General features: G+C 50.1%; 22 protein-coding genes. 13 read left to right on the top strand and 9 right to left on the bottom strand.

Going from position 1 to position 26614, the window contains the following annotated elements; all coding sequences use genetic code 11:
• Positions 1–59 precede the first annotated feature (59 nt).
• Positions 60–2096 (bottom strand): methionine--tRNA ligase, encoded by a 2037-nt coding sequence (metG, locus tag BZJ19_RS12170; RefSeq protein WP_077675833.1) that lies wholly within the window; start codon positions 2094–2096, stop codon positions 60–62.
• A 157-nt stretch (positions 2097–2253) separates the two neighbouring features.
• On the opposite strand from metG, the gene apbC reads away from it, so the two are divergent.
• The 5 genes from apbC (at position 2254) to BZJ19_RS12145 (ending at position 8201) form a co-directional block, all read left to right on the top strand.
• On the top strand, positions 2254–3357 hold the full coding sequence (gene apbC / locus BZJ19_RS12165; protein ID WP_077675832.1) for an iron-sulfur cluster carrier protein ApbC: 1104 nt from the start codon (positions 2254–2256) through the stop codon (positions 3355–3357).
• Positions 3358–3501: 144 nt separating this feature from the next.
• Positions 3502–4146, top strand: a complete 645-nt coding sequence (udk, locus tag BZJ19_RS12160) for a uridine kinase (protein ID WP_069588827.1) — start codon at positions 3502–3504, stop codon at positions 4144–4146.
• 83 nt (positions 4147–4229) lie between these two features.
• Complete coding sequence (dcd, locus tag BZJ19_RS12155; protein ID WP_077675831.1) at positions 4230–4817, top strand: dCTP deaminase; 588 nt, start codon at positions 4230–4232, stop codon at positions 4815–4817.
• Between the two features lie 122 nt (positions 4818–4939).
• Positions 4940–7084 carry an AsmA family protein gene (locus BZJ19_RS12150; protein WP_157891192.1) on the top strand — a complete coding sequence of 715 codons (2145 nt, stop codon included), beginning with the start codon at positions 4940–4942 and terminating at the stop codon, positions 7082–7084.
• Between the two features lie 58 nt (positions 7085–7142).
• A complete protein-coding gene (locus tag BZJ19_RS12145; RefSeq protein WP_077675829.1) occupies positions 7143–8201 on the top strand; it encodes a metal-dependent hydrolase in 1059 nt (352 codons plus the stop codon).
• 64 nt (positions 8202–8265) lie between these two features.
• On the opposite strand, the gene cobO is transcribed toward BZJ19_RS12145, so the two are convergent.
• A complete protein-coding gene (gene cobO, locus BZJ19_RS12140; protein ID WP_077675828.1) occupies positions 8266–8856 on the bottom strand; it encodes a cob(I)yrinic acid a,c-diamide adenosyltransferase in 591 nt (196 codons plus the stop codon).
• 87 nt (positions 8857–8943) lie between these two features.
• Between cobO and BZJ19_RS12135 the strand changes: the two genes are divergently transcribed.
• The 3 genes from BZJ19_RS12135 (at position 8944) to BZJ19_RS12125 (ending at position 10567) form a co-directional block, all read left to right on the top strand.
• Entirely contained in the window at positions 8944–9708 is a 765-nt protein-coding gene (locus BZJ19_RS12135) for a dienelactone hydrolase family protein (RefSeq protein WP_235608229.1), read from the top strand.
• 9 nt (positions 9709–9717) lie between these two features.
• The gene (locus BZJ19_RS12130; protein ID WP_077675827.1) at positions 9718–10023 is read left to right on the top strand and encodes a Dabb family protein; all 306 of its coding nucleotides are present in this window, start codon (positions 9718–9720) and stop codon (positions 10021–10023) included.
• A gap of 76 nt (positions 10024–10099) precedes the next feature.
• Positions 10100–10567: a low molecular weight protein-tyrosine-phosphatase gene (locus BZJ19_RS12125; protein ID WP_096631347.1), complete on the top strand. Its 468-nt coding sequence runs from the start codon at positions 10100–10102 to the stop codon at positions 10565–10567.
• Between the two features lie 76 nt (positions 10568–10643).
• On the opposite strand, the gene BZJ19_RS12120 is transcribed toward BZJ19_RS12125, so the two are convergent.
• Positions 10644–11402 carry a DNA repair protein gene (locus BZJ19_RS12120; protein ID WP_077675826.1) on the bottom strand — a complete coding sequence of 253 codons (759 nt, stop codon included), beginning with the start codon at positions 11400–11402 and terminating at the stop codon, positions 10644–10646.
• A gap of 387 nt (positions 11403–11789) precedes the next feature.
• Here BZJ19_RS12120 and cysB point away from each other — a divergent pair, with 387 nt between their 5' ends.
• The 3 genes from cysB to BZJ19_RS12105 all read left to right on the top strand — a co-directional run bounded on the left by cysB (position 11790) and on the right by BZJ19_RS12105 (position 14920).
• Positions 11790–12764 carry an HTH-type transcriptional regulator CysB gene (cysB, locus tag BZJ19_RS12115; RefSeq protein ID WP_077675825.1) on the top strand — a complete coding sequence of 325 codons (975 nt, stop codon included), beginning with the start codon at positions 11790–11792 and terminating at the stop codon, positions 12762–12764.
• 88 nt (positions 12765–12852) lie between these two features.
• Positions 12853–14052: a methyltransferase gene (locus BZJ19_RS12110; RefSeq protein WP_077675824.1), complete on the top strand. Its 1200-nt coding sequence runs from the start codon at positions 12853–12855 to the stop codon at positions 14050–14052.
• Positions 14053–14194: 142 nt separating this feature from the next.
• Positions 14195–14920 (top strand): sulfite exporter TauE/SafE family protein, encoded by a 726-nt coding sequence (locus BZJ19_RS12105; protein WP_077675823.1) that lies wholly within the window; start codon positions 14195–14197, stop codon positions 14918–14920.
• Positions 14921–15006: 86 nt separating this feature from the next.
• Here BZJ19_RS12105 and tyrP read toward each other — a convergent pair whose 3' ends face one another.
• The gene (tyrP, locus tag BZJ19_RS12100; RefSeq protein WP_077675822.1) at positions 15007–16179 is read right to left on the bottom strand and encodes a tyrosine transporter TyrP; all 1173 of its coding nucleotides are present in this window, start codon (positions 16177–16179) and stop codon (positions 15007–15009) included.
• A 225-nt stretch (positions 16180–16404) separates the two neighbouring features.
• Between tyrP and BZJ19_RS12095 the strand changes: the two genes are divergently transcribed.
• Positions 16405–17658 (top strand): CinA family nicotinamide mononucleotide deamidase-related protein, encoded by a 1254-nt coding sequence (locus tag BZJ19_RS12095; protein WP_235608228.1) that lies wholly within the window; start codon positions 16405–16407, stop codon positions 17656–17658.
• Between the two features lie 50 nt (positions 17659–17708).
• Here the strand turns inward: BZJ19_RS12095 and yfaE are convergent, their stop codons facing one another.
• The 5 genes from yfaE to ubiG all read right to left on the bottom strand — a co-directional run bounded on the left by yfaE (position 17709) and on the right by ubiG (position 23254).
• Entirely contained in the window at positions 17709–17996 is a 288-nt protein-coding gene (gene yfaE, locus BZJ19_RS12090) for a class I ribonucleotide reductase maintenance protein YfaE (protein ID WP_077675821.1), read from the bottom strand.
• The gene (nrdB, locus tag BZJ19_RS12085; RefSeq protein ID WP_077675820.1) at positions 17993–19126 is read right to left on the bottom strand and encodes a class Ia ribonucleoside-diphosphate reductase subunit beta; all 1134 of its coding nucleotides are present in this window, start codon (positions 19124–19126) and stop codon (positions 17993–17995) included. The genes yfaE and nrdB overlap by 4 nt, the downstream gene beginning before the upstream one ends.
• 55 nt (positions 19127–19181) lie before the next feature.
• Positions 19182–21467: a class 1a ribonucleoside-diphosphate reductase subunit alpha gene (gene nrdA, locus BZJ19_RS12080; RefSeq protein WP_077675819.1), complete on the bottom strand. Its 2286-nt coding sequence runs from the start codon at positions 21465–21467 to the stop codon at positions 19182–19184.
• Between the two features lie 397 nt (positions 21468–21864).
• Positions 21865–22524, bottom strand: coding sequence for a phosphoglycolate phosphatase (gene gph, locus BZJ19_RS12075; RefSeq protein ID WP_077675818.1), 660 nt, complete (start codon positions 22522–22524; stop codon positions 21865–21867).
• Between the two features lie 16 nt (positions 22525–22540).
• Positions 22541–23254 (bottom strand): bifunctional 2-polyprenyl-6-hydroxyphenol methylase/3-demethylubiquinol 3-O-methyltransferase UbiG, encoded by a 714-nt coding sequence (gene ubiG, locus BZJ19_RS12070; RefSeq protein WP_077675817.1) that lies wholly within the window; start codon positions 23252–23254, stop codon positions 22541–22543.
• A 685-nt stretch (positions 23255–23939) separates the two neighbouring features.
• Here ubiG and gyrA point away from each other — a divergent pair.
• On the top strand, positions 23940–26609 hold the full coding sequence (gene gyrA, locus BZJ19_RS12065; RefSeq protein WP_077661708.1) for a DNA topoisomerase (ATP-hydrolyzing) subunit A: 2670 nt from the start codon (positions 23940–23942) through the stop codon (positions 26607–26609).
• Positions 26610–26614 lie beyond the last annotated feature (5 nt).

Here is a 26614-nt window from a genome sequence, read left to right as displayed (position 1 = left end):
CAAGGCTCTCTTTTACGCTCATCTCAGCACCGGGTGACGCGGTGCCAGTGAGTCTTGGCTTACATCACACGCATGCCGGCTTGGGCGCCTTCGTGTGGTTCAAGGATCCACAACTCTTTGCCACCCGGTCCTGCGGCGAGGATCATGCCTTCTGACATGCCAAATTTCATCTTGCGTGGTTTCAAGTTTGCGACCATCACCGTGTGTTTACCGACTAAATCCTCAGGCTTGTAAGCCGATTTAATCCCAGAGAACACTTGGCGAGTTTCACCACCAATATCGAGCTTAAACTTGAGCAGCTTGTCCGCTTTAGGCACGGATTCACATTCCAAAATTTYAGCCACACGCAGATCGACTTTTGCAAAATCGCCAAACTCAATTTCCTCAGCGATAGGATCATCCGCTAAAGGACCTTCCGCTTTCGCTTTTTCTGCCTCTTCCGCCGCGACATCTTCTTTGCTGTCGGCAATCATGGCATCCACCGCTTTCGGATCGATACGGCTAAACAGCGCTTTGAACTTGCTAATGGCGTGGCCTGTCAGCGGCTGGGCAATGCTTTCCCAAGTCAGGGTGTCATTCAAGAATCCTTCTGCACGCTCTGCAAGCTGAGGCATCACTGGTTTCAGATACGTCATGAGCACGCGGAATAGGTTAATGCCGACAGAGCAAATGGCTTGAAGCTCGGCGTCTTTGCCTTCTTCTTTGGCAACCACCCAAGGGGCTTTCTCGTCGACATACTGGTTTGCTTTGTCTGCCAATGCGATGATCTCGCGAATAGCGCGATTGTATTCGCGTGCTTCGTAGAGCTCACCAATGTGCTCGGCTTTGTCAACAAATGACTGATAAAGCTCAGGCTCAGCACAGGTATCGGCTAATTGGCCATCGAAACGCTTGCTAATAAAGCCTGCGTTGCGCGAAGCAAGGTTGACCACTTTATTGACGATGTCTGAGTTTACGCGCTGGATAAAATCATCCAAGCTCAGGTCAAGGTCATCAATACGACTGTTTATCTTCGCGGCGTAATAGTAACGCAAACACTCAGGATCGAGATGTTTTAGATAAGTGCTGGCTTTGATAAATGTCCCTTTCGATTTGGACATTTTCGCGCCGTTTACTGTTACATAGCCATGCACAAAGACGTTGTTTGGCTTACGGAATCCAGCGCCGTCCAGCATCGCCGGCCAGAACAAGCTGTGGAAATACACAATGTCTTTACCGATAAAGTGATAAAGCTCTGCCTCGCTGTTTTCTTTCCAGTACTCGTCAAAGTCGATGTCGTTGTGCTTGTTGCAATAGTTTTTGAACGAGCCCATGTAACCAATCGGGGCGTCGAGCCAAACGTAGAAGAACTTACCGGGCTGGTCTGGGATCTCAAAACCAAAATAAGGCGCATCACGCGAGATATCCCACTGTTGCAGACCGGTTTCGAACCACTCGTTCATTTTGTTGGCAATTTCGCTTTGCAGCGCACCTGATTTAGTCCAGGTATTCAGCATTTGCTCAAACTGCGGCAAATCAAAGAAAAAGTGCTCAGAGTCGCGCATCACAGGGGTGGCACCGCTGACCGCCGAGCGAGGATTAATGAGCTCCGTCGGTGCATAGGTTTCGCCACAGTTGTCACAGTTATCGCCATATTGGTCGTCAGCGTGACATTTCGGGCACTCACCTTTGACGAAACGATCTGGTAAGAACATTTCTTTTTCAGGATCGAACAGCTGTGAAATCGTACGGCTGGTGATATAGCCTTTATCGCGCAATTGGGTGTAAATGAATGATGCCAACTCGCGGTTTTCTTCGCTGTGTGTGCTGTGATAGTTATCAAAGCTGATGTTAAAGCCATCAAAGTCGGCTTTATGCTCTTTTTGCACATCGGCGATCATGGCTTCGGGCTCCACGCCCATTTGCTGCGCTTTCAACATAATAGGCGTGCCGTGAGCATCGTCGGCACAAATAAAGTGAGTGGTATTGCCGCGCAGGCGCTGATAGCGGACCCATACATCTGCCTGAATATGCTCGAGCATGTGGCCCAAATGGATTGAGCCGTTCGCATAAGGCAGCGCACAGGTCACCAAAATTTTACGTGGGTTTGCAGCCATAATCTTGTTTGTTCGCTCTTATGATATGAATGGAATGATTGCTGAAATCTTACCTGATACGATATGCCTTGCCTAGAGCAAGGCCGTGTCATAAGGCGTTTACGCATAATTGGTTAGGGACGCGGACCCAAATAGTGAATAAATTGGACGGTGAAGCATGTTTTTTGGCGGCAAAAAGAACAAATCAACGAAAAAAGCGGCATCAGTGATGAGCCAAGACGCAGCGGTGACGTTACTCAATCAATTCTCTCATCCGGGGCTGATCGACCAATGGGCCAGCCAGCCGCATTGGGTCAAGGGTCATGAAAACAGTATTGAGGTGGTGTTTCCTTTTGCCGCGGGGTCAATCATTCAAGCGCTCTCTGACTGGCTCGCCGTGCAGGTACCGGAAAACGCAAGTCAGTTTTCATTGACCCAGCGCGTCGCTCCGCTGAAAGCCGGTGACAAAGCGCCGGTAAAAGGGGTGAAAAATTTGATTGTGGTCAGTTCGGCAAAAGGGGGCGTTGGTAAGTCCACCACAGCAGTGAACTTAGCGCTCGCGTTGCACGCGGAAGGGGCAAGTGTGGGGCTGTTGGATGCAGATATCTACGGACCGTCGGTGCCCCTCATGCTCGGTGCACAGCATAGCGAACCGCAAACCCACGATGGCAAATTGATGGAGCCTGTGTCGCGCTATGGCATTGTCTCGAATTCGATTGGCTATCTTGTACCGGCCGACAACGCGACAGTCTGGCGTGGTCCGATGGCGTCGAAAGCGTTCGCTCAATTAATCAATGAAACCCGTTGGCCTGAAGTGGATTATTTGGTGGTAGATATGCCACCGGGGACGGGGGACATCCAATTAAGTTTGGCACAACAGTTCCCGGTAAACGGCGCGGTGGTCGTGACGACTCCGCAAGACCTCGCACTCGCCGATGCGATAAAAGGCGTCGCGATGTTTGAGAAAGTCTCGGTCCCTGTGTTAGGGGTGGTTGAAAACATGAGTTATCACATTTGTTCGAACTGTGGGCATCATGAGGCAATTTTTGGCACGGGCGGCGCGGAAAAAATGGCGAAACAGCAAGGCACGCCAGTTTTGGCGCAGGTGCCATTGCATGTATCCATTCGTGAAGATATTGATAGCGGAAAGCCAAGTGTGGTTGCGCGTCCTGAGAGCGAGCACACCAATGCGTATCGTGATATGGCGAGCACGGTGGCGAGTAAACTGTATTGGCAAGGTGAAACGCGCCCTGAACAGATAGCTATACAAACCTTGTCCTAGAGGTTGAGCACGGACCGCTGTTGAGACGCGAATGCCGGCTGATGTGGCGATCAAGCAAGATTTTCGCTGGCGCCAGCCGGCTCAACTCCCTATAATCAGGCGGTTTATGTTGATTCCGCCAAGTTTCCTCTGGGTATTCATATTATGAGTGATAACAACCACCACTGCGTTATTATCGGCATCGCAGGCGCCTCTGCATCCGGTAAAAGCCTTATCGCCAGCACCATTTATAAGGAATTAAAGGAAAAAGTCGGCGATCATCAAATCGGCGTGATCACGGAAGATAGATACTACCGCGATCAAAGCCACCTCAGCATGGAAGAGCGCGTAAAAACGAATTATGACCACCCACAGGCATTAGATCACGATCTGTTGTGTGAGCATTTGGAAGCATTGGTCGCCGGTCAGTCGGTTGATGTGCCGGTATATAGTTATTCTGAGCACACCCGAATGGCGGAAACCACGACGATGACGCCGAAAAAAGTCATTATCCTCGAAGGTATTCTGCTGCTCACCGATCCTCGTCTTCGCAATTTGATCCACGCTAGCGTCTTTATGGACACCCCACTTGATATCTGTTTGCTACGCCGCATGAAACGTGATGTTGCCGAGCGTGGCCGCACCATGGATTCTGTCATGGAGCAATATCAAAAGACGGTCCGCCCTATGTTTATGCAGTTTATTGAGCCGTCAAAACAATATGCAGACATCATTGTGCCTCGCGGGGGTAAAAACCGGATTGCCATTGATGTGCTAAAAGCGCATATTGCCCGTTTGCTAAAAGCGTAAATCAACCGATAATCTAGCGAATAGCGGCACATGCGACCTTGCGTGGTGCCGTGTTCTAAAACCATCTACAGTGAGGAACCCCGATGCGACTGTGCGACAGGCATATCAAAGAGCACCTCGATGATGGCCGCATCAAAATTGATCCGCGTCCGGATGATGCATCGATTTCAGGTGTCACGGCTGATGTGACCCTAGGTAACCAATTTCGTGTCTTTAATGATCATGGCGCCCCATACATCGATTTGTCTGGCCCAAAAGAAGAGGTCAATGCGCAACTCGAAAAGGTGATGAGCGATGAAATCGAGGTTGCTGAAGGAGAGGCATTTTATTTGCACCCTGGGCAGCTGGCTCTGGCCGTCACTCATGAATCCGTGACTCTACCCGATGATATTGTTGGCTGGCTTGATGGCCGTTCATCATTGGCGCGTTTGGGACTGATGGTGCATGTGACCGCGCATCGTATCGATCCCGGTTGGTCGGGCCGCATTGTGTTAGAGTTTTATAATAATGGCCGTTTGCCGCTTGCGCTGCGCCCGGGCATGCCCATCGGCGCGCTCAGTTTTGAGCCTATGTCAGGTCCGGCAGAGCAACCCTATAATAAGCGTGATAACGCCAAATATAAGAACCAACAAGGGGCGGTCGCCTCGCGAATTAGCCAAGATAAGGCTTAACTATCAAAATGCGCCTAAGGGCGCATTTTTTGATGAAATGGAACCAGATTGTCGAACTGTGGTCGATAACGCTATCAAATATAACGCGTTATTTTCGCCACGCGAACAAGGAGCATACAGTGATGGTAAAGAAAATTGCGGCGATAGTGGCTGGGTTACTGGTCATCCTTATCGGTGGTCTGGCCGCCGTTGTCGCCACCATTAACCCGAATCAATTTAAGCCGATGTTGGTTGAACAAGTAAAGCAGCAAACCGGCTTTGATTTGGTCATCGATGGTGATATCGATTGGCAGTTTTGGCCGAGCTTGGGTTTCTCCGTGGCGGATGTGGCAGTGAAAAACCGCCCAGGGTTTGATGAGCCAAACTTGCTCGCGCTGTCTCGCGCGCAAATGTCTATTGATGTGTTGCCTTTACTGTCTCAGCAGCTCCATGTGGGTGAAATCTTACTGCAAGACCCGCGTATTTTTGTACAAACGCTTGCTAATGGTGAAACTAACCTTACCCCTCAGCAAGCCGAGTCTGAAACCACCACGGAAAGCACACCTGTGACACCGAGCAACTCAGCATCACCAGCCGAAACGCCGGCTGCTGGCTGGGATATAACGATACAAGGGTTGCGTGTCAGTAATGCCAGTGTACTGATCAAAGATGATCAAGCGAGCACACAGACACGCCTTGATGAGGTGAACGTGGAGATTGGCAACTTGGCACCGGCGGTGTGGACGCCGGTAAGCGTTTCGCTGGTGGGAAGCCAAAATGTAGATACCTTTTCCCTACAAGGCCAAGGTGATGTGAAACTGATGACGGATCCCATGCAAAGTCAGTTACGTCAGTTTGCGATGACGTTATCTGCGCAGTCGGGAGATGTGACACTGAGCGAAGCGAATCTTACCTTAGAAAGTTTTGCGCTGGGTGAAGCTTCAGCGCTTGGGTTTAACGCCAAGTTAAAGACCGCAGATATGGACGTGGAAACGTCGGGTAAAGCGCAAGTCACGGTTGCGTCGTCTTTGAAACAGTTCGCTATTCAAGGGCTGGATATGTTGACTACGGTCTCGGGTGAGGCGGTGCCTAACCAGTCAATCACGCAGCAGCTGGCAGCGGATATTGATTATGATATGGACGCGAATGTGGTCACGGTGACGGATCTTGTTGGTCGTTTAAACACTGACCAAGTGATCGTGGATGGCAAAGTGGCCGTCAAGCTCACTGCTATTCCCCAAGTTCGTTTTGCGCTGAACACCAACCGCATTGATGTGGATGCATTACTGCCCTCCACGACAGAGACGCCCCAACAAGATAAAGGCAATGCCGCTTCGGCGTCTTCATCATCAGCTGCCCCACAAGGGCAAACCACGCTAGCATTGAGTCGAGAAGAGCCTGATCTATCCGCGCTACAACAATTGGATGTAGCGGGAACCCTTGCTCTTCAAGGACTCAAAGTCGCTAATGTCGAACTCGGTCAAACTGAAGCCGAAGTGGCCATTAACCGGGGTAAAGTCACCTTATCGCGCTTTGTGACTGAAGCCTATCAAGGTACGGTATCGGCCAGTGCGGTATTGGATGCGTCAGTCACGCCGGCACGGTACGAGGTCAGCAAGCGCGCGCGTGGTATCGAGGTGTTGCCGCTACTTCAAGACGCTGCCGAAGTTGATCTATTGGCAGGCAAAGGAAACGTTGACGTCAATGTACAAGGTAGGGGGCTATCTCCTTATGCATTGCGTGAAGCCATCAATGGCCGTGTTGCGATCTTCTTTGAAGACGGTGCAATCAATGGGATCAATCTGGCCCAGATGCTGCGTGAAGCCAAGGCAACGCTCAAAGGTGAGAAGTCGGAATATGTTGACGAAGTCCGTAAAACAGACTTCAGTGCGCTGACCGCAAGCTTTGTGCTTGGAAATGGGATGGCGCGGACCAACGATTTATTGCTGGAAGCGCCTGCGTTGCGTGTACGCAGTGAAGGGCAGACAGATTTATTGAAAGAGACTCTCGATTTTGCGGTGTATACCTCTGTGGTCGAGACCAGCAAAGGCCAAGGCGGCAAAGACATCGATGAGTTGCGAGATGTGACCATTCCGGTCGATGTTGCGGGAACATGGCAGGCGCCAAGCTACAAACTCGACATTAAAAAGCTATTGAGTAGCAATAAAGTGCTGGAAGAGAAAGCGCGCAAAGAAGCGCAACGCGGCATTAAAAAACTACTCGGGGATAAAGCGGATGACGAGAAAGTGAAAGAGGCGGCTGACAAGTTACTCAACCTGTTTCAATGATCGCTTTATGCGGCACCAAGCTATCTAATACAAACAGAATAAAGGRCAGATATCGGATATGGATTCTGTAACACAAGCTGCCTTGGGGGCGGCTGTCGCGGGTGTAGTTGCAGGCCGACGCTGCAGTCCTAAAGTGCTCTTGGCGGGGGCACTGTTAGGAACCTTACCGGATCTCGACGTCGTGATTGATTATGGCGATCCGGTAGCGAATACCGTCAACCACCGTAGCTTTAGCCATTCACTGTTTGTGTTACCACCCTTGGGTGTCGCGATAGCAGCACTCTGGTGGCGCTTGAGTAATAAAACATGGCCTTTATGGCAGCTGATGGTGCTGGTGGTCAGTGTGTTGGTTACCCATCCATTGCTTGATTCTATGACGGCGTATGGCACGCAACTTTTTTGGCCGCTGGATAAGCCGCCTGTTGCGGTCGCCAGTATCTTTATCATCGACCCCTTGTATACGCTGCCATTGCTGATCGGTGTGCTTGCGGCCCTAGTATGGAGGGCCAACGCAGCAAGGCTATGCGTGATTGGACTGATCGCCTCGAGTCTTTATTTATTAAGTTCTGTGTATCAGCTTGAGCAGATAAAAGCACGCGTGGCGCAACAAACCCAAGGTACTGAGCTGGCGGGAAAGCCCATGTTCATTACTCCTACGCCGTTTAATACGGTGCTTTGGCGTATTGTGGTAAGAGGGGAGCAGACCTATTGGGAAGGGCTTGCCTCGCGATTGGATAAAACACCTGAGATCGATTGGATGGCGTTTGAGCAGCAACGATGGCCACTGGCGGAGCAAGAATCATTGACCGCATTGCGCTTTTTTGCGCGGGACTTTTTACGCTATGAAAATCGTGGGGGGCAGCAAGTTGTTACAGACCTGCGATTAGGTATGGCGAACTATCGGCCGTTCCAGTTTTTGCTTGCCGAGCAAAGTGACCAAGGAGAATGGCGCCCGGTCCCCCCGCGTCAGCTAGAGCCAGGGCCGGTCTTGCCTCGCACTATCCCCGCGCTCTGGCGGCGCTTACTCGGTGACCAGTCGATTGATGCGTTGTTGTGTAATCAAAAAGATTGCTACCCGAATGAGGGACAACAGGCAGAGGTCCGTTCAGCCTCTTGAGGTTGGTCAGCATCATAAATAAAAATGGGCGTATTCGCCCATTTTTTTATGGCGAAAACCAGTACTACCAGTCGATACCTTGGCGCGCTTTGATCCCAGCATCAAACGCATGCTTTACGTTACGGACTTCTGATACCGTATCGGCCATATCTACCAACTGGCGGTGGGCACCTCGCCCGGTGATAATCACCGATTGGTCGGCGGGCCTTGCCTGCAATGCGGCGACCACGCTTTCTAGTTCAATATACCCGTAGGTGATCATATAGGTGATCTCGTCAAGGACGACCAAGTCGTAGTTTGGATCAGCCAGCATGGCTTGGCAGTGTTGCCAGATTTGCTGCGCGGCTTCCGTATCGGCGGTTTTATCTTGGGTATCCCATGTAAAACCGGTGCCCATCACATGAAAGTCAACGCCATGCTGCGATAACAAATCGCGCTCACCACATGCCCAGGTTCCCTTTATAAACTGCGCCACCCCACATTTGAGCCCGTGGCCCGTTGCTCGTGCTACTGTACCAAAGGCAGAGGTTGATTTGCCTTTTCCATTCCCCGTAATTATCAGCAGTAATCCTTTTTCTTGCTGAGCCGCTTCTACGCGGGCATCAACCATTTCTTTGAGTTTTTGTTGGCGTTTTTTATGACCCTGTTCAGACATTTGATTTCCAATAAACGATGAACCTGTGTCTATAGTAAAGAGACCATGCACCGAACACCACCCATACCTAGGTCAACCAAGGATGAAATGATGAAACAAACAATGCGATGTCTAGCGGCAGTAACATGTCTATTCTCACTCCCGGTATTGGCAGGAGAGCAGATAGAGTATCAATTGGGCAATGAGATGTTTTCTGGGTATCTAGCGACCCCTAGCTCGATTGAAAAAGGCAGTGTGGTGATTATCCATGACTGGGACGGCCTAACCAAGTATGAACAGCAACGAGCGGACATGTTGGCGGGAATTGGGTATCGTGTTTTTGCGCTCGATATGTTCGGTAAAGGAAATCGGCCTCAAACACTAGAGGCGAAGCGGGCAGCGACAGGCGCGCTTTATAAAGATAGAACTCGGATGCAAAATTTAATTCGAGCGGGCATGGCAGCGGCACAGTCGCAAGGGATTGAGGCGCCCGTGGTCGCAGGATATTGCTTTGGCGGAACAGTGACACTCGAACTTGCACGCAATCCGCAGCAGATGCCAGTCAGTGGTTATGCCAGTTTTCACGGTGGTTTGGAAACCCCAAGTGGACAGGCATATTCACAAGATATTGCGCCACTTTTTATTGCTCACGGTGGTGCGGATAAAGCCGTTCCCATGAGTGAATTTGCGCAGCTGATTAATGAACTCGAAGCCGCCAACCTTGATTACTGGTCGCAAGTATATGCTGGGGCGCCCCATGCCTTTACTGTCTTTGGCTCGGAGCGTTATCGCGAACAAGCCGACAAGCAGTCTTGGCAAGCATTCACCCAGTTCCTTTCCGAACAACTGAGCGTCGATTTGGCAAACCAATAAGGATTTAAAATGATACGTCATGTACTGGTAGTACGGTTTGTGCCCAATGCGCGCGATGCGCAGATTCAAGCTGTCCGTGATGCGTTCGAGGCGACGCCCTCAACCATTGAAGGGGTGGAGTCGGTAGAGTGGGGCGAAAACAATAGCCCAGAGGGGAAAAACCAAGGCTACAGCCATGTGATTTTAATGACCTTTCGTGATGAGACGGCGCGACAAACCTACTTACCCCATCCTGCACACGAAGCGTTAAAGGAAGTGTTTCGTCCCGTGATTGAGGATTTAATTGTGATTGATTATACGGTGGCACTAAGCTAGTCGCGCAAATAGACGGCCTGATACACTGTGAGCTCGCAGGCAAAAGGAGTAATAGTGAATGAAGGAAGCGGCAACAATACCCAGTGTGTTGGTGGTATGTTTAGGCAATATCTGTCGCTCACCGACAGCTGAAGCCGTGCTAAGAGCACGTGCTGAGGCTAGAGGACTGGCGGTTCGTATCGACTCGGCAGGGACGGCGGGATACCACCAAGGTAATCCGCCCGACCCACGTAGTCAAAAAGCGGGAGAAGCGAGAGGGTATTCCTTCGCAGGTATTCGTGCTCGACAGATCCAGCCCGATGATTTTGCAAAACACGATATGATATTGGCGGCGGATCAGAGCAACTTATCCGACTTACAAATGATGTGTCCGGACGCGCATCAATCCAAGCTCTCTTTGTTTTTAAGTTGGAGTGAGGGAGAAGAACAGGAAATCCCCGATCCCTACTACGGTGGCGCGCAGGGGTTTGAAAAAGTCTTGGATTTGCTGGAAGAAGCGTCGGATGGGGTGCTTGACCATATCAAAATGCGATTTAGCGCTTAAGCCGGAGACCGACGTTAAGCCAATAAAAAAGGCGCGATAAGCGCCTTTTTTGAGTCTATCATTCGCTTTAAGCCCATCACCATTTTTTCTTTGGTGCGAAGAGTTCGTCGAGTTCGCTCTTCTCTTGTTCTTGATCGGACTTGCTCTTTTCGTGACCGGTATTGAGTGTTTCTGTCACCTCGGTGTGCATTTGCTGAAGGCGTTGCTTCATTTGTGCCGAGTAATTATCGTTTTTGGTACTCAATACATCGATCGCTTTCTTCAACAATTGTTGTGCCGTTCCCAACTGGCCTTTGCGCTTCGCTTCGTTAGAGCGCTTCACCACGTTCTCAATATTGATTTTGAGCTGCATCTGCTCAAGGCGCGCATTTTCAGCCACAAAGGCTTGGGTTTGTAAACGGCCTTTTGAGTGCTCTGCCTTAATCACCGAGCGAAGGCGCTTTACCAGTTTCAGCATGGAAATGGCTTGGCGGTCGCTATCTGGGACACGAAACGATGTCGATTCTTTGTTCGAGAAACTCTGTTTAATTTGGTCAATTTGCGCTTGCGTGGCGCTGATACGCTGCGGAATAGATTTATCTGAGTTATCGATCTCATGCATCGCTTTAAGTGAATCAAGGATCTTCTTGTTCAAGCAAACCAGCAAAGTCCCGCTATAAGGCAGGTTGTGAGCGTTACCAATTAGCTCTTCGGTAGCGTCGATTACCGCAATGTGTTTGGCCATTTCTTGACGCTTATGCGATTCAATCTGTTTGCGCTGTTGAGCCAAAATGTTGTAGCCGACAATCAGGCCGAGCAATATGACACAAAGGCCAGCTATCAAGGCAATATTCATAATTCAGCGTCGATGTTCCTTGTAATAAACTCAACTGATTAAGATACACGATCTCTAAGGTCAGAGATAGCATGAATACAGGTGTTAACACGGTTCAGTGATCCGTCTCTAACCTGAGTTTCAACCTCACTTACGTTCGATCTCGCGTCAGTTTGTTTGAGTGTGGCCCATGTTGGTGGAATTCGCGACTCTAATTGCTTGATTCTGGGTTTTCCTCGCAGGAATATTCCATCCTTCTCACACCATAGGCACAGGATCGAGTAGTGAATGTGCAATCACTAACGTTTATATAACCAAAGCCTATTAAATAATCGAATTTGGGTATATAAATGAAGAAGAGAAATCCCAAGGCGGTCACTTTTATTACGAGGCTCATGCGTCTGCACTATGAAACTACAACAGCTTAGATACATCGTTGAAGTCGTCAATCATAACTTGAATGTGTCTGCGACGGCAGAGAGTTTATATACCTCTCAGCCAGGGATCAGTAAACAAGTCAGGTTATTAGAAGATGAGCTGGGCGTGCAGATTTTTGAGCGGAGCGGTAAGCACTTAACCAAAGTGACACCAGCAGGTGAGGCGATTGTCTCGATTTCGCAAGATATTCTCTCACGGGTTGAAAGCATTAAGGCGGTGGCAAGCGAGCATACCCACCCAGAGATGGGTAACCTAAATATTTCAACCACGCACACCCAAGCGCGCTATGCACTGCCTGAGGTGATCAAAACCTTTACTGCACGTTTCCCGAAAGTGTCGTTGCATATGCACCAAGGCACACCCACGCAAATCTCAGACTCGGTCGCTAAAGGGACGTCGGACTTTGCGATTGCAACGGAAGCCTTTCACCTCTACGAAGATCTGGTGATGCTACCTTGTTACCACTGGAATCGCTCAATTATCGTTACCCCAGATCACCCACTGGCGCAGAAAAAGCAGATCACCATCGAAGATTTAGCGGCTTATTCACTGGTGACCTATGTGTTTGGCTTTACTGGTCGCTCAGAGCTAGATGAAGCCTTTCATCGCGCCCATCTCACCCCCAAAATTGTCTTTACCGCGACCGATGCCGATGTGATAAAGACTTACGTGAAATTGGGGCTCGGAGTCGGGGTGATTGCCAGTATGGCGATGGATAGTCATGCAGATACCGATTTGGTAGCGATTGATGCGAGCCATATCTTTGGCGCCAGCACCACCAAGATTGGTTTTCGTAAAGGAACCTTCTTACGAAGCTATATGTATGACTTTATCGAACGTTTCGCGCCTCATTTAACGCGTAACGTTGTTGACCAAGCCGTCGCGCTGCGCTCTAACGACGAAATTGAGGCAATGTTTAAGGACATTCCACTACCAATTCGATAAAATAATAGATTGCCATTAGGGCTGCTTCGGCAGCCCTTTTTGATCCCAGTGACGCCGCTATTTGTCGAGCAATCAAGGTGCCAGCCCGATGCCCAACTCGTTATATCTTGTTCAATTTAAGCAACTGACCGAATTGCTGGTGGAGTATCAGTGGTTATGGCGACCTATGCCGATGGCACATGCGCGTCTGCCTTGGTCATCGTGTCCTGAACTGTGTGAATGGCTTTCAACGCTCGACATTTCACAGGCCGCGCAATGGAAGGCGGCGCCGAACCAAGTGGCAGAGCAACTGGCGAACTGGTGGCCAGCGTTAGCCGCGATCCCAAGCTTAACCGATGTCCCTGAGGCCAAGGTGGCAGCAGTGGCTATGGATGAGCGGCTTGGCGTGGGCGTCCCCGGGCGGAAGTGGGCGCAAATTCGTGCTTACTTGAGCGCCGTCCCCACACAGCCATCCACGCAACGATATCTAGAGTGGTGTGCGGGGAAAGGATATTTAGGCCGTGCTGTGGCGGCAAGTACACCCGCGCGAGTGGAGAGTTTAGAGTGGCAGCAGGCGCTTTGTGAACAAGGCCAAGCCTATGCTGAACAGCACCAGTTGCCGATGCAATTTCATCATCTAGATGCCTTGAGTGAGGCGGCATTACCCGTGATTCATCGCTGCGATCATGCCTTGGCGCTGCATGCTTGTGGCGATCTGCATGTGCACCTATTGCGCCAAGCGGTTGCGGCCGATCTTAACGCGATCAGTGTATCACCGTGTTGTTATCAATTGATTATGGGGAAGACGTATCAACCTCTGTCGAATGCGGGGCAGCAAGCAGGATTCGTCCTGAGTAAAACCGATCTCAAAATTGCGGTTCAAGAAGCGGCAACCGGTGGTGAGCGTGTCCGTCGTCAGCGCTATCAAGAAGTCACGTACCGGTTAGGGTTTGATGAGTGGCAGCGTGACGCTTTTCAGTCTGACCAGTATTTACCGCTGCCGGCGATTCAAAAGTCGCAACTGAATGATGGCTTTGAGGCGTTTTGTCATTGGGGCGCGACGCAAAAAGGCTTAACCGTATCTAGCGATACCGACTTTACGCCATATTTGGCTCGGGGAGAGGCGCGATTTGTGATTCTGGAGCAAATCAATGTCGTGAAGTCTGCGTTCCGCCGAGCGTTAGAGCTCTGGCTGGCGCTCGATCGGGTGTTGTATCTTGAGCAACATAACTATCACGTCGATCTCGTCCAATTTTGTGCGCCGAGCTTAACGCCGCGCAATCTGCTTATTCATGCCACGCGTCGCTAAGAGCGGCGCTTCACCAGCACGTTGCTCACGTGTTACGTAGAATTGACACGCTAGAGTAATCAATCTGTTAATGAGGGATAGTGTCGCGTGCGCTTAGCCGCTAAAATTTCGCGCAAATAACTTAATATAAAGAAGCTTTACTATGGCAGATTTAAGTGTGTCATTTGCCGTGGCCGTGATCCTAGGCTTGGGCTGTTTTGTGCAAAGTTTAATTGGTTTTGGCATGGCGATTGTCGCTGCGCCACTGCTACTTATGATTGACCCGAAATTGGTCCCCACCACCATTTCAATGGTGGGGCTGACCCTTGCGAGTATTAATGCGTGGCAGTATCGCCACCAACTGTCCTTTCGTGATTTGAGCTGGGCATACTTGGGGCGTGTGCCTGGCACCATGCTAGCAGGTGCCATTATGTTGGTGGTCACCACGCAAATGCTAGAAATCATCATTGGCACGGCGGTCTTACTGGCAGTGTTTGCCAGTATTGCACGTCTCAACATCGCACCGAATCGCCTCAACTTCTTTATTGCTGGATTTACATCGGGGATCATGGGCACCACAACCAGCATCGGTGGACCGCCGATGGCACTGGTATTACAGCATGCGGAAGTGAATAAGATGCGTGCCTGCTTGGCCGGCTATTTTGTGATTAGCTGTATCTTGTCTTTGATTGCGCTGGGCGCAACGGACTATCTTACCTGGTGGCATGTTCAGCAAGCCGCATTCGCGGTGCCCGCGGTTTTACTCGCGACGTGGTTAGCCTATCGTGTCGCGCCGAAGGTGAAGCCTGTACTGGTTCGGCGCGCTATGTTGGTGCTGTGTACGTTAGCTGGGGTGAGTACCTTGGTCAGAGGACTTTTAGGTGGTTAGTGGCACATAGCGATAGGCGTGTCATTGCCCATAAGCAACGCCCAGCCAAAGCTGGGCGTTTTGATAGTGTACGGTGAGCGGGAGGTTTACGCCATAAATTGCGCAACCACCACAACGATACCGCAGACCATCGCCAAACTAAGGCCCAAATTACCGCCAATGACCTGATAATGGTTGTCGGTAGAGACGGTCTGGCGAGCCTTACGTACCATTAGCACAGGCAATACGACTGCAAGAATAACCAGTGCGATGGCAGCATAGCCAAGGGCAGTGATAAAGCCTTGTGGATAGAAAAGCGCAAAAACAAGCGGTGGTAAGTAAGTGATTGCTGCTGTTTGCAGTCGACCACTGACTGTGTCCTGACGCTTAAAGCTGTCTGAAATAAAGTCAAACAACCCTAAACTCACGCCTAAGAATGAGGTGGCGAGTGCCAAGTCTGCGAACAGCGAAATGCTCGAGGCAATATAGTCTTGTTGTACCACTGCCTGAATGACTTTCACAAATTGTGACAACTCACCATTTTGTAGCAAGATTGACTGCGCCACGCTCCCCAAACTCGCGACCTGCCAAAAAATGTACAAGGCGAGGGGTAAGGTCGAACCAATAATCATCACCTTGCGCAACGAGGGCAAATCAATCCCGACATAACGTACAATCGAAGGGATGCTGCCATGGAAGCCAAACGAGGTGAAAATGACGGGAAGTGCGGCAACCATCAAGCCTTTCTCCACCGGCATTTCGACCAAATTAATGCTCGATACATGGGGAGTGAGTAGTGTTAGGGCCAAGATCAAGAACACCACTTTTAGCGTGAATAGCCCACGGTTGATCAAATCCACCTTGCTGGTTCCTAGTGTTACCACCAATCCAAACACCAAGGTAAACAGCACCGCGCCCGCTGCGGGTGGGAGTTGAATCGAGGACCACTGTGCAAGCTTCTCATTCAACTGGCTACCACCGCCCGCAATGTAAGCAGCGCAAAGTGAGTAGAAAAGAAACAGCATCGCGAACGATGCCAGCCATTTGCCTTTATCCCCTAAAAATTGTTTTGCGAGACTGTGTAGGGTGGCGTCAGCGTCGGCGTATTGATGCACTTCTAACATCAATAATGCGGTGTAGGTCATCAAGGCCCACATCACACCCATCAGCGCCATTGATGCGCCAAACCCGATTCCTGCAGAGGCCAGAGGTAACGCGAGCATGCCTGCGCCAATGGTCGTACCTGCAATAATTAGCGAACTTCCTAGTACCTTGTTCATATAATGTTTAACCAGTGTAAATAAAAAGTTAATTGTTGTGTTCGCACAAAAGATAACGTGAATTTATGCGTATTGTGCACTGCTTATGCAGATTAAAAAACTGATGAGTGTAATGATACAGGTACGATGCCGTAAAATAAAGTGTACGATTGGCTTGGGCTAGTGCGTGATGGCGTGTGATGTCATAATCAATGCTCTAGGATACCAATCAAAAGGAGCGGCTAGGTGGACAATCAACAACATAAAACACCCATGCCACGTATCGCGATGCTGTCGACGGGTGAAGAAGTTTTGCTTGGCGATATTACAGATACCAATGCGGCTTGGCTGTCCCGCATGCTGTACGAAAATGGATTTGCGATGTCTCGGCGGGTTACCGTCGGGGATGAGCTTGATGAGATGGCGGTTGAGCTTGTTCGGCTATCTCAAACCGAGGATGTGGTGATTGTGAATGGTGGATTAGGTCCAACCACTGATGATTTAACCACGGCAGCGATGGCGTCGGCGATGGGCGTAGAGCTCACGCTCAATGAAACCTGGCTGGATGAATTAAAGCAGCGCTACGAGCGTCATGGCCGTCCTATGGCGCAAAGCAACCTAAAACAAGCCATGCTCCCCGATGGCGCTCGCCTCATTGACAACCCTAATGGCACTGCCTGTGGCTTTTATTGCCAGTTAAATGGCTGTCATTTCTATTTTACACCAGGGGTTCCTTCAGAGTTTTTCTGCATGGTAGAGCAACAGATTCTGCCTGAGTTATGTCACAACTATGCACCAGGTGCGCGTTCTTGTTACCGTTTGTTCACATTTGGTTTGTCCGAATCGGGGATTAGCGATGCCATGGCATCTGTTTCGTTACCTGATGATGTGACGCTGGGTTATCGCTCGAGTCTGCCGTTTATTGAAGTGAAACTCTTCATGGCTGACGATCATCCCGATAAAGCGCAGTTGGTTGATGCGGTGCAATCATGCCTTGGCGATCATGTTGTCAGTTGCAACCAAGCAATGGTGCAAGCGCTTGCCGCTGATCTCAATCGCCAAGGGGCGGTGTTAAAGGTGGTGGAGCAATTTACGGGCGGATGGTTAGCTAGCACGTTAAACGGTCAAGCTGCACACTTGGTCGAGCAAGGCTGGATCATGTCAAATGCGCATGTGCCCGAGCAAGCCGTTGCCAACCCGCTCGCTGCCTCATTAGCTATGGCCAGCGCGGCAATTGCACAAGGTCAGCATCAAATTGGTTTAGCATGTGGTCCTGAGCTTCATGGACAAATTTGTGTGGCGATTTCCACCCCCGAGGGAGAGTGGGGACAGCGACTAAGCTTTAAACGCCATTTCTCCCATGACAATGCGCGCTGTTATATGGCGACGGTATTGCTGGACATGTTAAGGCGTTATCTTCATGGACAACCGGTGATTGCCGATTACGCATCATTAGCGCGTCATGATGACATTTTTATTGATCCTAAGACGATTGCTTAAATCGGTGCCTGTTGGGCGCTCAGGTGAGAGGAGTGGTGGGCGTAGGCTCACTACTCATTAACGACTTTTGCTTTGACTGCGGGCTGGTATTCAAATGCAATTGACACATCGGTTTGTGGCGCACTTTGGCAAGTGAGAATTTCGCCGGGACGAACAAATGCCATCGCGTCTTCTTGTTTGACCGAACCTTGTTGCAATTGACAACGGCACGCACCGCACATGCCATTGCGGCATTGATATTCGGGTTGAATGCCGGCTTGCTCAAGTTGTTCGAGCAAGCTTTGGTGGGTGTTGCCACCCACCTTGATACCGTTCACTTCAATCGTGATTCGGGTCATAGTTCGAAGTCACCAAAGTCTTCAACGCTCACTTCGTTATCGATTTGACCCACGAGGTATGAGCTAATTTCGGCTTCTTGCGGTGCAACCTGCACATTGTCGGAAGATAGCCACGCATTGATCCATGGAATCGGGTTTTGGGTGGCGTTATCGTATGCAGGGGCAAGGCCGACTGCCGACATACGCAAGTTGGTGATGTATTCGACGTACTGGCAAAGAATGTCTTTGTTCAAGCCAATCATAGAACCATCACGGAACAGGTATTCTGCCCAGTCTTTCTCTTGCTCGGCGGCATCTTTGAATAGATCAAAACACTCTTGCTCGCACTCTTTAGCAATCTCAGCCATTTCTGGATCGTCCTGCCCGCTACGCAGAATATTCAGCATGTGCTGGGTGCCTGTGAGGTGAAGCGCCTCATCACGGGCAATAAACTTGATGATTTTGGCGTTGCCTTCCATTAGTTCACGCTCAGCAAAGGCGAATGAACAAGCAAAGCTGACGTAGAAACGAATCGCTTCCAGTGCATTCACTGACATCAGGCACAGGTACAGCTTACGTTTTAACGCACGCAGGCTTAAGCTAATGGTTTTGCCATTAATAGTATGAGTGCCTTCCCCTAACTGGTGATAGTAGTTAGTGGTTTGAATGAGGTCGTCATAATACTTCGCAATGTCGTTGGCGCGCTTCTGGATGTGCTCATTCATCACAATATCATCAAAGACAATCGCCGGATCAGCAACGATATTACGGATAATGTGGGTGTATGAGCGTGAGTGGATGGTTTCTGAGAAACTCCATGTCTCAATCCAAGTTTCCAGTTCAGGAATCGACACCAAAGGCAGCAAGGCGACATTCGGGCTACGGCCTTGGATAGAATCGAGCAGCGTTTGATACTTCAAGTTACTGATGAAAATATGCTTTTCATGCTCGGGTAACTTGTTGTAATCAATGCGGTCACTTGACACGTCAACTTCTTCTGGGCGCCAAAAGAAAGAAAGCTGTTTTTCGATCAGCTTTTCAAAAATTTCATATTTTTGTTGGTCGTAACGCGCCACGTTGACCGATTGGCCAAAGAACATTGGCTCTTTCAATGGGTCGTTGTTGACTTTAGAAAACGTACTGTAAGTCATGAATCCTATTAACCTCTAGAAAAGGGCCCGCTGGGCAGGCCCTTACCCCAATTTGTTAGATCTTACATGCACCGCCGGCGCAATCATCTTCTGCTTGCGCAGCGCTTAGATCCGATTGACCATCGCTCGCACCATCACGGGTGTTGTGATAGTACAGGGTTTTAACCCCGAGTTTATAAGCGGTGAGCAAGTCTTTGAGTAGTTGGTTCATTGGAACTTTACCACTTTGATGACGGCTCGGATCATAATTGGTGTTGGCGGAAATCGCCTGATCGACGAATTTTTGCATGATACCGACTAACTGTAAGTAGCCATCATTACTACCAATGTTCCAGAGCAGCTCGTAGTTATTCTTGTATTTATGGAATTCCGGCACGACCTGCTTGAGGATCCCGTCCTTCGATGCTTTTACCGACACGTAACCACGAGGTGGCTCAATACCATTGGTGGCATTGGAGATTTGTGATGACGTCTCTGATGGCATCAAGGCGGTCAATGTTGAGTTACGTAAGCCATGCGTTTGAATGTCTTTACGCAGCGTCTCCCAATCTAAGTGCAGAGGCTCGTCACAGATACCATCCAGATCTTTCTTGTAGGTATCAATTGGCAGAATACCTTGCGAATAGGTGGTCTCGTTAAACGCAGGGCACGCGCCTTTTTCTTTCGCAAGCTCAACAGAGGCGCGAAGCAAGTGATACTGAATCGCCTCAAAGGTACGGTGAGTCAGACCGTTTGCGCTGCCATCGGAGTAACGTACGCCATGCTTCGCCAGATAGTAAGCAAAGTTGATCACGCCGACACCCAAGGTACGACGGTTCATGGTCGCTTTACGTGCTGCCGGCAGTGGATAGTCTTGATAATCAAGCAGGGCATCCAGCGCACGAATGGTTAGATCGGCCAGCTCGCTCAGTTCGTCCAGTGACTTCAGCGCACCCAAGTTAAATGCAGAGAGGGTACACAGCGCAATTTCACCGTTTTCGTCTTCAACATTGTTGAGTGGCTTGGTCGGCAGTGCAATTTCCAAACACAGGTTGGACTGGCGAATTGGTGCCACAGACGCATCGAATGGGCTGTGCGTATTACAGTGATCCACATTTTGGATATAGATACGGCCGGTCGATGCGCGCTCTTGCATCATCAGAGAGAAAAGATCGACAGCTTTGACCGTTTCACGCTGAATAGAGGCATCCGCTTCATACTGGGTGTACAGACGCTCAAACTTCTCTTGGTCTTCAAAGAAAGCATCATACAGTCCCGGTACATCAGACGGCGAGAACAAGGAGATGTTGCCACCTTTCAGCAGGCGGGTGTACATCAGTTTGTTGATCTGCACGCCGTAATCCATGTGACGAACACGGTTTTCTTCCACACCACGGTTATTTTTTAATACCAGCAGGGATTCAACTTCACGGTGCCAAATAGGGTAGAACAAGGTGGCTGCACCACCGCGCACGCCGCCTTGCGAACAGCATTTAACGGCCGTTTGGAAATATTTATAAAACGGAATACAACCCGTGTGGAAAGCTTCACCACCACGAATTGGGCTGCCTAACGCGCGGATACGACCGGCGTTAATACCAATACCTGCACGCTGAGACACATAGCGAACAATGGCGCTAGAGGTCGCGTTGATCGAGTCTAGGCTATCGTCGCACTCGATCAGTACACACGAGCTAAACTGGCGCGTTGGTGTGCGTACCCCAGACATAATTGGCGTAGGCAATGAGATCTTGAACTGAGAAACCGCATCATAGAAACGACGGATATAATCAAGGCGCGTTTCTTTTGGATAGGCAGCGAACAAGCACGCAGCAACCATCATATACAGGAACTGGGCGCTCTCGTAGATTTCACCGGTCACACGGTTTTGAACCAAGTACTTGCCTTCCAGCTGTTTAACGGCTGCGTATGAGAAGTTCATATCGCGCCAGTGGTCGATATAGCTGTCTAGGGTGTCGAGCTCGTCTTCGCTGTAGTCTTCGAGAATGTGGGCATCATATTTACCCTTCTCAACCATGTTTTTCACATGCTTCACGAGCGTGGGCGGCTCGAACTGTCCGTACGCTTTTTTACGCAGGTGGAACACCGCTAGGCGAGCAGCAAGGTATTGATAGTCTGGGCTTTCTTCTGAAATCAGGTCCGCTGCAGCTTTGATGATCGTCTCGTGAATGTCTTCAGTACGCATGCCATCGTAAAACTGGATGTGAGAGCGCATCTCGACGAGAGAAACGGAGACGTTGGTGAGGCCTTCTGCAGCCCAAGTAACAACGCGATGGATTTTATCGAGGTTTAAATTTTCTTTGCGTCCATCACGCTTAAGTACGGTTATTTCTTGGTTCATTTTGTGTGCTTTCCCAATATTTCCTTGCCAAACTGCTATTTTTGCAAGATTTTATAAAATGCCTGATGATTTTTTGGTCGGCCTCTATGCGGACGTTGCGTCGCTCATACACTATATATAGGGGTCGGCTTGTCGATGCGTTACAAGATAGTGATATAACCGCGATATTGCAAGAGAGCGACACGCTGATGAGGTGTGGATATCTTGGGGATGTTATAACGCAAGTTAGTAATCACCAACCTAGCGTTCCAAGTGCGCCAAGATTAGCGAGAATTTCAATCGTTGAAACAGCAAAAAGGCCAAGAAAAAAAATTTATTTTGATTGATCTTGGGCTCGAACAGTGATCCGATTTAACTGATTGAAAAGGCAACAAACCCCACGGTTTGTGGGGTGTGATTAGGATCCAATAAAGGCACTGAGATGGTGTGGGGTGGCGAAAATATGATCTGCTTCCCATTTACTGATTACATCATCACCACCTGTATATCCCCACGCGGCGACTGCGGCACGCATATTGGCTGCCCGCGCGGCTAACATGTCATTTTCAATATCTCCGACATAGAAGCAGTGCTCTGGTGCACAATTAAGCGTTTTTGCTGCCTCGAGAAGCGGCAATGGGTGAGGCTTGGCTTGTGCGTAAGTGTCAGCCCCGACAATAACCTGTGCCTGCTGCAGGCGTGGGAAAAAGGTTAACAGCCGGTGGGTGAGCCCTTCAGGTTTATTGGTGACAATGCCCCACGAGATGGCCTGATGTTCTAACAAGTCGAGGAGTGCTTCGATACCTTCGTACAAGGTCGTCCCCGAACAAATCGCTTGGCCGTAATGATGTAGAAAACGGGCCCGCAAGGCGATGGGATCTTGCTCTTTGGCCTTATCACCAAATCCTGCGGTCAGTAAACCGCGCGCCCCATAACTGGTATGGCGGTAGATTTGCTCTTGGCTAAGGGGCGGTAAATTGTACTCTGCAAGCACGCGGTTCGCGGCCGTGCCCATATCCGGTGCGGTATCTAGCAGCGTGCCATCGAGATCAAACAAAACCGTTGCGGGGATGGTCATACAAAGCCTCAACTTTTTAAGCGGGGTTGACGGTGTGGAGCAAATAATTCACGTCGACATTGGCATTGGATAACTTATAGATGCCGGTTAATGGGTTGTAGTGTAAGCCGGTCATACCACGCGCTTGGAGGGCAGTGGTATCAATCATCGCCATCAGTTCAGAGGGACGAATAAACTTATGATGGTCGTGAGTGCCTTTCGGAACCAGTTTGAGCAGGTGCTCGGCGCCCACGATAGCAAATAGCCACGACTTGGTATTGCGGTTCAGCGTCGAAAAGAAAACATGACCGCCAGGTTTGACCATGTTCGCACACGCTTGGATCACTGAGGCAGGTTCTGGCACGTGTTCTAGCATCTCCATGCAGGTCACGACATCGTACTGGCCTGCATAGCTGTCCGCGTGTTCTTCCGCGGTCGACTGAATGTATTGTACGTCAATACCGGATTCGAGCGCATGCAAGCGAGCAACGGTCAGCGGCTCTTTGCCCATATCTAGTCCCGTTACCTCGGCGCCTTCGCGAGCCATGCTTTCGGCAAGAATGCCTCCGCCGCAGCCAACGTCTAACACCTTTTTACCAAACAGGCCGCCGGCTTTTTCTATCACGTACTGCAAGCGTRGCGGGTTGATTTGGTGGAGGGGTTTAAACTCACCTTCCAAATCCCACCAGCGTGATGCCATGTCTTCAAACTTTTGAATTTCTGCCGGGTCAACGTTAGCTACGTGGCTCATAAATACAGCTTCCTTATTGGTTTTGCTGCATTATATACCCAAATGCTGTGTAGTTGCAGCTCGGGAACGCGTGGAACAAAGGAAGTGTAATTGGTGGTATTGGGCACGCAAAAGGGCGCTGCAGGATAAGCGAGCTTAGTGGTCCCGCCAAGTGTCGGTGAGCGATAAACGCGGCTCGCCAGCCCGGCCGCGTGATAGTGGTTACAAGGTTGCAGTCATCATTGCACTGACAGCAATGATGCACGCTAACATGTATTTACCGGCAATCAAGCACATTCCGATAGCATTCACGATACGAGTCAGCATGCTGCCTACTCCTTAGTCGAACGTGTCGACAACAATCCTTTCTACGCGTCGTATGTCACGCGTTCTCACGATTTAAGTATGGGCCAAGATGGCTGAAATGACAGCAAACAGGAAGCGATAAAGGGTGAAGATGACGCTGCTATACGGTAAATAGAAAAAGTAAATAAGCGCTGAGGACGTTTCTGGGCTTTTATTTTTAATTCTTGATAGCCAGACACGGAAGTGATGGGTTTTTACCCGCATAGACGCGTTGAGAGGCTTTTCTAACGAGATCTATGATACATCTTAGCCATATTCACGTGTCTAGCGAGTGGCTTTGTGTTATCCTCCGTGGTCACGTATTTGAATACGCAAACATTATTTGAGGGATGTTGGCTCCATGAGCGATCTTGCTAAAGAGATCACGCCAGTCAATATCGAAGAGGAGCTGAAAAGCTCGTATCTCGACTATGCAATGTCTGTCATTGTTGGCCGAGCTCTTCCTGACGTGCGTGATGGCCTAAAGCCAGTACACCGCCGCGTTTTATTCGCGATGAATGTACTTGGCAACGACTGGAACAAGCCATATAAAAAATCGGCCCGTGTGGTCGGTGACGTAATCGGTAAATACCACCCACACGGTGATAGCGCGGTTTACGACACTATTGTTCGTATGGCGCAGCCTTTCTCACTGCGTTATATGTTGGTGGATGGCCAAGGTAACTTTGGCTCCATTGATGGTGACTCGGCCGCGGCGATGCGTTACACCGAAGTGCGCATGGCAAAAATTGCCCATGAGCTCCTCGCGGATCTAGACAAAGAAACAGTGGACTACGTACCTAACTATGACGGTACGGAGCAAATCCCTGATGTATTACCGACGCGCGTGCCTAACTTGTTAGTGAATGGCGCTTCTGGTATCGCGGTGGGGATGGCAACCAACATCCCACCTCATAACATCACCGAAGTGATCAACGGCTGTCTGGCGTATATCGATAACGAAGATATCACCATCGATGAGCTGATGGAGCACATTCCGGGGCCTGATTTCCCGACCGCGGCGATGATCAACGGCCGTAAAGGCATCGAAGATGCTTATAAGACCGGTCGAGGCAAAATCTATCTACGTGCGAAGGCGGAGATCGAAGCGGATAAACATGGTAAAGAAACCATTGTTGTCAATGAGATCCCGTATCAAGTTAACAAAGCGCGCCTGATTGAAAAGATTGCTGAGCTTGTCAAAGATAAGAAAATTGAAGGCATTTCAGCGCTGCGTGACGAGTCAGATAAAGACGGGATGCGGATTGTGATCGAATGTCGCCGCGACGCGGTGGCAGAAGTCGTTCTCAACAACCTATATGCCCAGACTCAGTTGCAAACGTCGTTTGGTATCAACATGGTGGCGCTGGATAACAACCAGCCAAAACTCTTCAACCTCAAAGGGATGTTGGAGTGTTTTGTCAATCACCGCCGTGAAGTGGTCACTCGTCGTACTGTGTATGAATTACGCAAAGCGCGTGAGCGTGCACACATCCTTGAAGGCCTAGCGGTTGCGCTGGCTAACATCGATGAAGTGATCGAGCTTATTCGCCGAGCGCCGACCCCAGCAGTTGCCAAACAAGAGCTACAAGCACAAGGCTGGAGCTTAGGTGGCGTGTCTGCCATGTTGGAAGCGGCGGGTGTTGACTCCGCACGCCCTGAGTGGTTAGCGCCTGAGTTTGGTGCACGAGATGACGGTTCCTACTATCTGACTGAGCAACAAGCGCAAGCGATTCTGGATTTACGTTTGCATAAGCTGACTGGGCTCGAGCACGACAAGATCCTTGATGAATACAAATCGCTGCTGGAACAAATTGCTGAATTAATGCATATCTTGGCCAGCACCGAGCGTTTGATGGAAGTGATCCGCGAAGAGCTTGAGGCGATTCGTGATAGTTATGGCGATAAGCGCCTGACCGAGATCACCGCGGCAAGCGCTGACATTGATATCGAAGATCTGATCAACGAAGAAGATGTCATCGTGACATGGTCACACGAGGGATATGTGAAATATCAAGCCTTGAGTGACTATGAAGCGCAGCGTCGCGGTGGTAAAGGTAAATCAGCCACGCGCATGAAAGATGAAGATTTCATTGAGCGTCTGTTGGTCGCAAATACGCACGACACCATCTTGTGTTTCTCAACACGTGGCCGCATGTACTGGTTGAAAGTGTATCAACTGCCACATGCGTCGCGTAACGCACGCGGTAAACCGATCGTTAACTTGCTGCCATTGGAAGACGACGAGCGGATCACCACTATTCTGCCGGTTCGCGAATATGCAGAAGACAAATACGTCTTTATGGCAACCGCACACGGTACCGTGAAGAAAACGCCGCTGACTGACTTTAGCCGTCCACGTAGCGCGGGCATTATCGCTGTGAACCTGCGTGAAGGTGATAGCCTTATCGGGGCACAGCTGACCGATGATAACAGCGAAGTCATGCTGTTCTCGCAATTCGGTAAAGTAGTGCGCTTTGTGGCGTCTAACGAGACAGTACGTGCAATGGGCCGTACCGCGGCAGGTGTCCGCGGGATTCAGCTCGCAGAGAAAGACCAAGTTGTTTCCCTGATTGTGCCGCAGTCGGATGGTGACATCCTGACGGTGACGGAGAACGGCTTTGGTAAACGGACGGCGCTGGAAGAATATCCAACGAAGAGCCGTGCAACCAAGGGTGTGGTCTCGATTAAAGTCTCTGAGCGGAATGGTGACGTTGTTGGTGCCATTCAGGTCTGCACCGGTGATGAACTGATGTTAATCACCAACGCCGGTACGCTGGTACGTACTCGAGCGGAAGAAGTTAGCCAAGTGGGCCGTAATACCCAAGGCGTACGACTGATCCGCGTCAGTGATGATGAAAAAGTGGTTGGCCTTCAGCGTATCGAAGAGCCGGATGAAGAGGAAATGGAAGCACTGGCTAACGAAGCGGCGGCAAATGCCAATGCAACCAGTGACGCACCGGCCTCTGAGACGAGCTCTGAGGACAATGATGACACACCGAGTGAGACGGATAGCGATCAAGACGCTTAAGTCCT

This window comes from Salinivibrio proteolyticus, assembly GCF_001996165.1.
Classification (GTDB): domain Bacteria; phylum Pseudomonadota; class Gammaproteobacteria; order Enterobacterales; family Vibrionaceae; genus Salinivibrio; species Salinivibrio proteolyticus.
Note: the sequence above shows the minus strand (reverse complement) of the source record. Positions and strands in the feature narration are given on the sequence as shown.